The organism is Natronobacillus azotifigens, assembly GCF_026805325.1.
In the GTDB taxonomy this organism is placed as follows: Bacteria; Bacillota; Bacilli; order Bacillales; family Amphibacillaceae; genus Natronobacillus; species Natronobacillus azotifigens.
Genome location: NZ_JAPRAT010000028.1, coordinates 1 through 11927 on the forward strand (window position 1 = coordinate 1; position 11927 = coordinate 11927).

The 11927-nt window shown below is 37.4% G+C and carries 5 protein-coding genes; 1 reads left to right on the plus strand and 4 read right to left on the minus strand.

From position 1 onward, the window contains the following. Positions 1–16 precede the first annotated feature (16 nt). The 3 genes from uvrA to OWO01_RS12975 form a co-directional block, all read right to left on the minus strand. Positions 17–2884, minus strand: a complete 2868-nt coding sequence (gene uvrA / locus OWO01_RS12965) for an excinuclease ABC subunit UvrA (RefSeq protein WP_268780886.1) — start codon at positions 2882–2884, stop codon at positions 17–19. Positions 2885–2890: 6 nt separating this feature from the next. Further along, on the minus strand, positions 2891–4873 hold the full coding sequence (gene uvrB / locus OWO01_RS12970) for an excinuclease ABC subunit UvrB (RefSeq protein WP_268780887.1): 1983 nt from the start codon (positions 4871–4873) through the stop codon (positions 2891–2893). 157 nt (positions 4874–5030) lie between these two features. Further along, on the minus strand, positions 5031–6617 hold the full coding sequence (locus tag OWO01_RS12975; protein WP_268780888.1) for a peptide chain release factor 3: 1587 nt from the start codon (positions 6615–6617) through the stop codon (positions 5031–5033). 443 nt (positions 6618–7060) lie between these two features. Here OWO01_RS12975 and OWO01_RS12980 point away from each other — a divergent pair, with 443 nt between their 5' ends. Next, positions 7061–10273: a DEAD/DEAH box helicase gene (locus tag OWO01_RS12980; protein WP_268780889.1), complete on the plus strand. Its 3213-nt coding sequence runs from the start codon at positions 7061–7063 to the stop codon at positions 10271–10273. Between the two features lie 83 nt (positions 10274–10356). Here the strand turns inward: OWO01_RS12980 and OWO01_RS12985 are convergent, their stop codons facing one another. Then, positions 10357–11862, minus strand: a complete 1506-nt coding sequence (locus OWO01_RS12985; RefSeq protein ID WP_268780890.1) for a flotillin family protein — start codon at positions 11860–11862, stop codon at positions 10357–10359. Positions 11863–11927: the final 65 nt, after the last annotated feature.

Here is an 11927-nt window from a genome sequence, read left to right on the forward strand (position 1 = left end):
GAACCACACTAGCGTACTAGCTATTCTCCGTTACTTGTATTTGCTGCTCCATTCGTTCACGATCTCGGATCAATACTGGTTTAAGATAAACCCCGGTATACGATCCATCAATTTCAGCTACTTCTTCAGGTGTACCTGTAGCAACGATCGTACCACCTCGATCTCCTCCCTCAGGACCTAGGTCAATCAAATAGTCAGCTGCTTTAATTACATCAAGATTATGCTCAATAATAACTACGGTATCCCCATTGTCTACTAACCGCTGTAAAACAACAAGTAATCGACCAATATCATCCACATGTAATCCTGTTGTTGGCTCGTCAAGAATATAAAGTGATTTGCCATTTGATCGACGATGTAGCTCACTTGCTAATTTTACTCGCTGAGCCTCTCCCCCAGAAAGTGTTGTAGCTGGTTGTCCAAGGCGAATATAACTAAGACCAACATCATAAACCGTCTGTAATTTCCGCTTGATTTTCGGTATGTTCGTAAAGAAAGCTAGAGCTTCTTCTATCGTCATATTTAAAATATCTGCAATATTTTTTCCTTTGTATTTAACTTCTAAAGTTTCACGATTATAACGTTTGCCATGGCAAACTTCACATGGAACATAGACATCAGGCAAGAAGTGCATCTCGATCTTAATAATTCCATCACCACGACAAGCTTCGCAACGGCCGCCTTTTACATTAAAACTAAAACGACCTTTTTTGTATCCTCTGATCTTCGCTTCATTTGTTTGCGCAAAAACGTCACGAATGTCATCAAAAACACCGGTATATGTTGCAGGATTTGAACGAGGTGTCCTGCCAATTGGTGATTGATCGATATCGATTACTTTTTCTAAATGCTCGCTTCCTTTTAACTCTTTATGCTTGCCAGGTTTTTGCTTTGCTCGATTAAGTGTCATCGCTAAGCGTTTGTGCAAAATTTCGTTAATTAGTGTACTTTTCCCTGATCCAGAAACCCCTGTAATCGTTGTTAATACACCGATCGGGATTTTCACATTTACTTTTTTCAAATTGTTCTCTTCCGCACCGATTATTTCTAAGAACCGATCATTTGGCTGGCGACGTTCTAGTGGTAATGGAATGAATTTATTTCCTACTAAATATTGTCCAGTTAGCGATTTTTTGTTTTGCATCACTTGTTTTGGCGTACCATCTGCAATGATTTGACCACCATGTTCTCCTGCACCTGGACCGATATCAATTAACCAATCAGCTGCAAGCATCGTATCTTCATCATGTTCGACCACAAGCAATGTGTTACCTAAATCACGCATCCGCTGCAATGTTTCGATCAAACGATCGTTATCTCGTTGATGCAAACCAATCGAAGGCTCATCCAATACGTAGAGAACACCAGTTAACGCTGAGCCAATCTGAGTCGCTAATCGGATACGTTGTGCTTCCCCACCGGATAATGTCCCTGCTGTTCTTGATAAAGTCAGATAATCTAATCCTACATTTGTTAAGAAAGACAGTCGATTATCTAATTCTTTTAAAATCATTTGGGCGATCTTTTGTTCTTTTTCAGATAAAGATAATGATTCGATAAATGCATTTGCTTCTTTAACCGAAAGCTCCGTCACTTGACCAATATGTTTTTGATTAATTAATACTGCGGTTGCCTCTGTTTTTAATCGATATCCTTTACAAGAAGGACAAGCTTTTTGAGTCATGTATTTTTCCATTTGCTCTCTTACATAATCAGAGGTTGTTTCTCGAAACCGTCTTGCAATATTTGTTAAGACCCCTTCAAAATAAATATCATTTTCTCTCGTCATGCCATAATCATTTTCATAACTAAAATGAATTTTTTCCCCACTACTACCATGCAAAATCTTATCTAATTGATCTGCTGGTAGTTTTTCAACCGGAACGTCCATGTCAATTCCAAAATGTGTACATACACTTTGCAAAAGTTGTGGATAATATTGTGAGCTTGTTGGTTGCCAGGCAACAATCGCACCTTCATTTAAAGTCAAGGTTTTATCTGGGATGACAAGATCAACATCCACCTCTAGTTTCGTTCCTAAACCATCACAACGTTCACACGCACCAAAAGGACTATTAAATGAGAAAAGGCGTGGTTCTAAGTCACTAATAGAAAATCCACAAATCGGACAAGCATGATGTTCACTGAATAACAATTCTTCTTCCCCAATTACATCGACGATCACTTTTCCTTCGCTTAATTTTAATGCCGTCTCCAATGAATCGCTTAATCGGCCGGAAATTCCCTCCTTTACTACGATTCGATCAATCACTACCTCAATGGAATGTTTGTTGTTTTTCTCTAATGTAATATCCTCACTAATTTCGCGCATTTCTCCGTCAATACGAAGGCGAATATATCCTTCTTGTTTAAGCTTATCTAATACCTTTACGTGACCGCCTTTACGACCTGATATAACAGGTGCTAAGATTTGTAGTTTTGTTCGTTCTGGATAATCTAATATTCGATCAACCATTTGTTCAACCGTTTGTGAGGTAATTTCCGTTCCGTGCTTTGGACAAGTAGGATGCCCAACTCTAGCAAATAAAAGACGTAAATAATCATAGATTTCTGTCACTGTTGCAACCGTTGAACGAGGATTTCTACTTGTCGTTTTTTGATCAATTGAAATAGCCGGTGATAAACCCTCGATCGTGTCCACATCCGGTTTGTCCATTTGCCCTAAGAATTGACGGGCATACGCCGATAGTGATTCCACATAACGGCGTTGGCCCTCCGCATAAATCGTATCAAAAGCAAGCGATGATTTTCCTGATCCTGACAAACCTGTTAGGACAACCAGTTTATCTTTAGGGATGTCCACATCAATATTTTTCAGGTTATGCGCTCTTGCTCCTTTTATCGTAATATGTTTTTTAACCATCTACACTCATCCTTCCGCTTTCAGTTCCAAAACTAAATCACGTAGTTCGGCAGCTTTTTCAAAGTTTAATTCTCTAGCTGCTTGCTTCATTTCATGTTCCATTGTTTCAATTAGTTTCGTACGTTCTTTCTTCGTCATCTTACTGAGGTTCGGTTTGTTTTCTTGATATTCCGCTTGATCCTCGGCAGCAATTGTTGCACGGATCACATCACGAACTTCTTTCTTAATTGTTTTCGGTGTAATACCATGTTTTTCGTTGTAAGCGATCTGTTTTTCTCGTCTACGTTCTGTTTCTTCTATCGCACGTTTCATGGAATCCGTAATCCGATCCGCATACATGATGACTTGCCCATTTTCATTACGAGCAGCTCGTCCCATGGTTTGAATTAACGATCTATCTGAACGCAAGAAGCCTTCTTTATCAGCATCTAGTATCGCTACAAGGGAAACTTCAGGAATGTCTAGCCCTTCTCGTAAAAGATTAATACCGATTAATACATCGTATTTACCTACACGTAAATCACGGATGATTTCAATCCGCTCTAACGTCTTGATTTCCGAATGTAAATAAGCCACCTTCATTCCGATTTCTTTTAAATAATCGGTCAAATCTTCCGACATTTTTTTCGTTAATGTAGTCACAAGCACACGTTCATTACGCCCTATTCGTTGATTAATTTCCCCAATTAAATGATCAATTTGACCATCAATTGGACGAATTTCAACTTTTGGATCAAGCAATCCAGTAGGACGAATGATTTGTTCCGTCATTTTTGGAGTATGTTCCAATTCATAAGGACCAGGAGTCGCAGAAATAAACATAAATTGATGAGCTTTCTGTTCAAATTCCTCAAATGTCAATGGACGGTTATCCATGGCAGAAGGAAGACGAAAACCATGATCAACGAGTACTTGCTTTCGTGCTTTATCACCATTGAACATCCCACGCACTTGCGGTAAAGTCACATGCGACTCATCTATAACGATCATAAAATCATCAGGAAAATAATCAATTAAAGTGTATGGTGTAGAACCAGGTTCACGTAAAGTAAGGTGACGTGAGTAATTTTCAATCCCAGAACAAAAACCCATTTCTTCCATCATTTCTAAATCATAACGTGTTCGCTGTTCAATTCGTTGTGCTTCTAATAACTTATCGTTTTCTCTAAAATATTTCAGTTGCTCTTCTAATTCTGCTTCAATATTTTTCATTGCGATTTTTAATTTATCTTCTCCAGTTACGAAGTGGGATGCAGGGAAAATGGCGATATGCTCTCGATCACCAATAATTTCACCCGTTAAAGCGTCTACCTCACGTATACGGTCGATCTCATCACCAAAAAACTCAACACGAACACAATGTTCTTCTCGAGAAGCAGGAATAATCTCAACAGAGTCCCCCCGCACTCGGAATGTTCCACGTTGAAAGTCAATATCGTTACGTGCATACTGAATATCCACGAGATTGCGCAAAAGTTGATCTCGATCCTTCTCCATTCCGGTTCGAATCGATAACACTTGTTTGCGGTATTCTTCTGGTGAACCTAAGCCGTAAATACAGGAAACACTTGCGACTACAAGTACATCGTTCCGTTCAAACAAGGAAGATGTTGCGGAGTGCCTAAGTTTATCAATTTCATCATTAATGCTAGCATCTTTTTCGATAAATGTATCCGTAGATGGCACATAAGCCTCTGGCTGGTAGTAATCATAATAACTAACAAAATATTCTACTGCATTATTAGGAAAAAACTCTTTGAATTCACTATATAGTTGGCCAGCCAACGTTTTATTATGGGCAATAACCAAGGTCGGTTTTTTCACTTCTTGAATCACATTAGAAACAGTGAACGTTTTCCCTGTTCCGGTCGCCCCTAACAATGTCTGGGCGCGCTTCCCTTCTTTAATTCCAGAGACAAGCTCAGCTATCGCTTTTGGTTGGTCCCCTTCCGGTTGATAATTTGATACTAACTCAAATGATTGATCCACGATTGCATTCCTCCATTCTCTTAAAAGATTCCCGCTTCTATATTTTCTAACCATATTATACTATATGTTCACATATAATGCGAACGAACATTCGTGTTATGACGAAAAATTACGAAGAAGCTTGAGGAAATAACCCTCAAGCTTCTCTTTTATCCATCTAATACGATTGATCATACTTATTTACTTCAAATAAATCAATTAATTTGATGTCTTTATGTTTATCTTCAAACCAACGAAGCGCAAAATCATTTTTAAATAGAACTAAAAATCCACCTTCTCTATCTTTAACCAACAAGTTACGTTCGTCGAATAAGGTTGTGTCTACTTGTTCTAATTCCAACCAACGAGGTATTCGCTCACCAATTGATTCTAGCATTACATCCACATTATACTCGTGTTTCATGCGATGTTCAAATACTTGGTACTGCAGTTCCCCAACCGCTCCAATAATATAGGTTTCCATCGGATGCCCCGTAAATAATTGAATCGCACCTTCCTGTACTAACTGCTCTAAACCTTTTTTAAATTGCTTCGACTTCATAACGTTTTTGGCAGTTACTCGTTTAAACAGTTCTGGTGGAAACTGTGGTAGTTCATCATAAACAAAATTGTCTTTACCTGTGAGAAGTGTATCCCCAATCCGATATACACCAGGATCATAGATACCGATAATATCTCCAGGATATGCTTCATCTACCGTGTCCCGAGAGGATGCAACAAATTGTTGTGTTTGTGATAGCTTGATCGTTTTGTTTGTTCTCGGTAACTTGACTGTCATTCCTCGTTCAAATTTACCCGAACACACGCGTAAAAATGCAACACGATCACGATGTGCTGGATTCATGTTTGCTTGAATTTTAAAAATAAAACCCGAGAAATCCTCTCGTTCTGGTTGAATCAATCCTTCTGTTGTTTTTCTAGGCTTTGGATTCGGTGCCATATCAATAAACGTATCAAAGAACGTTTCTACACCAAATGGTGCTAATGCGCTACCGAAGAATACTGGCGTTTGTTCTCCTCTTAGAATGGCATCTATAGAAAACTCATCACCTGCTTCATCTAACAGAGCCAACTCATCTTTTGTCTCTTCATAGGTCGGATTCTGCACCAACTCTTCATGTTCTGGTTGTTCTAATTGTTCATATGGAATGAAAGTTTCTGCTTCATTTCCATTGAATTTCACAAACTGTTTATGGTAACGATCAAAAATACCTAAAAACCGTTTTCCCATTCCTGCAGGCCAATTCATTGGATATGTTTCAATGTCTAATACTTCTTCAATTTGCTCCAATAATTCTAACGGCTCCCGACCTTCACGATCCATTTTATTGATAAAAGTAAAAATAGGAATCCCTCTCATTTTACATACTTTGAACAATTTGATCGTTTGCGCTTCAATCCCTTTTGTTGCGTCAATAATCATAACAACACTATCCACAGCCGTTAAGGTACGATACGTATCCTCACTAAAATCTTCGTGACCAGGAGTATCCAAGATATTCACCTTAAAATCTTTATACGGGAAATTCATTACACTGGAAGTTACCGAAATACCACGTTGTTTTTCGATTTCCATCCAGTCAGATGTAGCGAACTTGCCTGATTTCTTCCCTTTTACCGTCCCGGCTGAACGGATTAAATTACCGAAAAGAAGCAATTTTTCTGTTAATGTCGTTTTCCCGGCATCCGGGTGAGATATAATCGCAAATGTTTTTCGTTTTGACACTTCACTTTTTAAAGTCATTATTTTAAATCCCTCTCATTTCTTATATTTGTATAGTATTTTCTATAGGGGATTTCACATTTTTTATGCTCCTTTAAAAACATTACCTATACGAAGTAAAAGTTATTATGTAAATAATTTATCCCGGAGCAATCGTTCGTAAGACTCCCACTTCAAAACACCGAGAATATCAAGTGGTTTACGTGAGAGTAACGGACGCTAACACCCCCAAGGTTTTAAGGGCCTTTAGGTCATCTTTTAGAACTAACAATCGTGGGGGAATACCAAAAACCCTCACTGATTGAAGTTTCACTTTATATAGATAAGCTGAAAGTATATACACGTTACTGAAAATAGCATAGTTTTTTTAATAAAGTCAACTATTATTTCTATCTATACTCGTTTGTTTCGCTATTTCTTTGTTATAATGAGCGGATAGACTTTTTTTATTTAAGGAGAACATCATGCGCGCTATTTTTTTAGAACAACAAGATATTATTAAAATTACTGGGCAACGTTTTTACAAAAGAGGTTATGAGTATTTTAAAAAAGGAAGAATACATGGGCTTAACTATAATCCAATGATCGATTCTTGGAGTGCTCAAGTTCGTGGTGCACAAAACTATCAGGTGCGTGTCTTCTTTTTCGAAAACGAAGAATTAGAAGCAAAGTGTAATTGCCCCGCATATGAAACGCACTACACTTGTAAGCACATTGCAGCGGTCTTACTGTCGATTACTCAGCAAAGTCAACGGCATGACAAACAAGATCGTTATAAAACAAAACAAGCGGAAAAGCAAACGGCTTCAATGAGTGATCCTTTTCCTTTGCGGATGATCGAAGCCTTTGAAACCATTCATACGCCTCAAAACCAAAGTACAAATTTTTTACAAGTCGATTATATGTTGTCTTTAAAGAAAGGTATATCAAGCAACCAATCCATGCTTACGGTAGAGTTAAAGGTTGGTGAACATCAACTCTATATTATTAAAGATATTCGTGATTTTTTAATTGTCGTCCAAAACGAACAACTTTTTGATGTTACAAAAAAATTCACCTACGATCCAAGGAAACATGTATTTTCAGAAGATGATCAACAGCTGTTAAACAACCTATTTGAGGCGCAGCAACAAGAGTCGATCTATGCTAGTGATTATTATGAACACGATAAAAGATCGCTATGCCTTCCAGCTTATTTAGTAGACTCATTCCTTAATACTATTGGCAACTTACCACACTCCCTAACAACCGAAACAGGTGAGGTGTTAACTGAGATCAAACGACATGACCAAATACCAAAATTGGTTTTCCCTGTTGAAATGGAAAGCGAACAAACTTTTTTAATCGATTTTTCTGATTTATTTATTTATCGATATTTAACGAACTATGGTTATTTGTTAAAAGAAAATAATTTTTATAAATTATCGACAGAACAACGAACCATTATTGATCAATTATATCGACTTCTTCCTTACCGGAATAAACAATCGCACCGAATTACAAATGAGACAATGGGAACATTCACTTCACATGTTATCCCTGTTTTAGAAAAAATCGGTAAAATTCATTATTCAATGGAAGCAGAAAGAAAGATACTATCTTTTCCTTTGGAAACAAAGATTTATTTTGAAGAAAAGAAAAATGCATTGTCTGCCACTATCACTTTTGATTATGGACCATATCAGTTCTTAGCCTTTCAAAAGAAATCAAACAATGATGCCGTAATCAAACGTGATGCCATAAAAGAGACTAGAATTATTAACTTACTTGAGCAAGCAGGTTTTCATTATCTTAACCAACATTTTCAACTGTTTAATCATGCTCAAATTTATCAATTTCTCCATGAAGGATTAGAGGAATTAGAAAACCATGCTACAATTTTTCTGTCCGATCAAGTGGAAAACTTGCTTTCAGATAATGAACCAATCTTAGAAACAAACATTGGTGTAAACAAAACAACAGGTATGCTTGATATTTCTTTTGATATGGAAGGAATATCAGGCCAAGAAGTACAAGCTGTATTGCAAGCATTAGTGGAAAAGAAACAATATTATCGTGTCACGGACGGGCCATTATTGAAATTAGATGACGAATCCTTTCTTTCCTTCCAAGCCTTTGCTGAAACGTTGCAATTAAAGAAGAAAGACCTGACTAACTCACAGATAGAACTAAGCGCTGCACGTAGTTTTCAAGTGGAAGATAGTTTTTCACCAGAAGTTGCCCGTTACCAAACGACATTTAATCATTTATTAACCAATTTAACGCATCCTCAAGATACCACTGTAAACGTTCCTTCTACGTTAAAAGCTACGTTACGTGATTATCAAACAACAGGATTCTATTGGTTAAAGTCGCTTTCTAGATATAAACTCGGTGGAATTTTGGCTGATGAGATGGGGCTTGGTAAAACCATACAAACTATTTCCTTTTTACTAAGTGAACAAGAGGAAAAAGGAACAGAACACTATCAAGCAATGGTGATCGCACCAGCATCACTTGTATATAACTGGAAAAAAGAAATAGAAAAGTTTGCTCCCTCACTCACCACCAAAATTATCATAGGAACAAAATCGGAACGTGAAAAGCAAATACAAGCAGATAAACAAGTGAATATTTTCATTACTTCATACCCACTAATTCGTAAAGACATTGAACTGTATGAAAGCTATGAATTTGATGCACTAATTTTGGATGAGGCACAGGCCATAAAGAACCATTTGACGTTAACTGCGAGAGCCACTAGACTTATTCAAGCCAAACAACGCTTTGCCTTAAGTGGAACGCCAATTGAAAATGGACTTGAGGAATTATGGTCTATTTTTCAAACGATCTCACCAGGCTTTCTAAGTACAAAAAGACACTTCTTATCACTAAACATAGATTACGTAAAAAGAATAACTCGCCCATTTATTTTACGACGTTTAAAAGAAGAGGTTTTGTCTGAACTACCAGCCAAAATAGAAACAGAACAATATGCAGAGTTAACCAAACAGCAAAAAGAAGTCTATCTCGCATATTTAGAGAAAATGCAAACAAGTTTAGCTGAGACGATTGATTCGAACGAGTTTAATAAAAGAAAATTAGAGGTCCTAGCGGGTTTAACACGATTGCGGCAAATATGTTGCCATCCTTCATTGTTTCTAGAAAACTACGAGGGGCAATCAGGGAAATTAGAACATTTACAATCATTAGTTACCGAGTTAAGAGCAAACGGAAAACGGCCACTAATCTTTTCACAGTTTTCAAGTATGTTGAAGATCATCCACGACAGATTAGCTTCTGAAGGACACAAACTCTTTTATTTAGACGGTTCTACTCCTTCACAAGAAAGAGTGGAAATGGCTGATGCCTTTAATGATGGTGAAAAAGATATCTTTCTCATTTCATTAAAAGCCGGGGGTACAGGACTAAATTTAACTGGAGCTGATACAGTAATTTTGTATGACTTATGGTGGAATCCTGCTGTTGAGGCACAAGCAGCTGGTAGAGCACATCGGATCGGCCAAAAAAATGTTGTTCAAGTGATTCGATTAATTACTACAGGTACAATTGAAGAAAAAATCTATCAACTTCAAGCCAAAAAGCGGGAACTTGTTGATCAAGTGATTCAACCAGGAGAAACGATGCTTACTTCCCTGACAAAAGATGAATTACAAGAATTACTAGCGATACAGTAACAAAAAAATATGCAAAACTTACTTCAAGAGGCAAAAAAAGAACCCAACCATATTTCCGGGGAAATAAAATGGTTGGGTTCTTTTTATTCTTGTTCTTCTTCGGCAACATGCTCTGCTTCTCGGTCAGTCTCTTCGGTATTCGATGTATTTTCTGGTACACTTAATTCGAACTTATCGTCACTTTTTTTCGAAAGGTTATTCAATATTTCACTCAAATCAATTCCAGTCATTTGAGATAGACTTTCCTGTAACTTCACCATCGTACCTGTAACTCCATCAGACAAACTTCGAACTCCATTACCATTTCCGCTTCCTCCACCATCTATAATTCGTATGGATTCAACATTAGCTAACGGTTCTGATACTGCTCTCGCAAACTCTGGTAGCATATTGATAATCATTTCGGACATCATTACTTCTTCATTCTTCGCTAATGCTTCTGCTCGTCGTTCGATTGCTTCTATTTCTGCTATGCTGGTCTGTCTAATTACCTCTGCTTCCGCTTGCCCTGCTTTTTTCTTTGCTTCTGCTTCTGCCTCTGCCTTCTTGATTTGTTCATAATATTCGGCATCTGCTTTTTCTTTTCGAACCTTTGCTTCTTCTTGCTCCAGTTTTACATTTCTTTCTCTTTCCATTTGCATTAACCGTAATTCTTCTTCCTTATTTTGACTAATTACTTTTAGTCGTTCTTTTTCCACCTCTAGTTCTCGTTCTGCTTGCTCTAATGCATAAGCTGCTTCTGTTTTCGCTCTTGCTCTTTCTGTCTCTTCTTTGAACATCGCATCTTTTAATTCTTTTTCTTTCCGCGCTTCAGCGATTGAAACTTCTCGTTCATACTCTTCCTTTTTCGTTTCTTCGTTCATCTTTGCACTATGCACTTTCGTATCTCTCGTATTACTAGCTTCTGCCATGTCTGCTACACGTTTTACTTCTGCTGCACGTTTACGACCCAAATTGACCAGGTACTGACTGCCATCAGCATCCCTTATATCGGTTAAACCTAAACTAGTAATCTTAAAGCCCATATCATCTAATTGTTGCTGAGCAATATCCCTCACTTCTGTATTAAAACTTTCTCGATCATTATTAATTTGTTCTACGGTCATTTTTGATAAAATTGCTCGTAAATTAGAACCCAATACTCCTGCAACATCTGCTTCAATATCTTTTTGTTTACGTCCGAGGAATTGTTCGGCATATTTAGCTGTTCCTTGTAAATTATCTGCTACCTTTAACATTGCAATAGCATCAGCTTCAATTGGCACACCTTCTAATGTATATACTTTTGGTGTCGTAATGTCTAACTGAAAAGCGTTTAAGGAAACCTTCTCCGAACTTTGAAAAAGTTTAAGCCGATGTCCGCCACCACGGATAATCTTCATGTACCGTCCTTCATTATCTTTGAAAATGCTCGGATCTCTTTCTGGATCACCCAACTTTGGCCCTGTTACGATCAATGCTTCATTTGAAGAAACTGTTTTATATCTTATTTTCATATAAATAAACCAAACAACTGAACCTATAATTGTAAAAATAATTGCTACTATTAAAAAAACAATGCCACCAAGAAAACCTAATAACTCACTCACGTACACACGCTCCATTCCTGTTGTTTTACTACAACGAAGATCAATCTATTTATCCCCGAGTAACG

Coding starts and splice junctions, on each gene's coding strand:
- uvrA (WP_268780886.1), bottom strand. CDS start 2,884: ATGGTTAAAAAACATATTACGATAAAAGGAGCAAGAGCGCATAACCTG.
- OWO01_RS12975 (WP_268780888.1), bottom strand. CDS start 6,617: ATGACTTTAAAAAGTGAAGTGTCAAAACGAAAAACATTTGCGATTATA.
- OWO01_RS12980 (WP_268780889.1), top strand. CDS start 7,061: ATGCGCGCTATTTTTTTAGAACAACAAGATATTATTAAAATTACTGGG.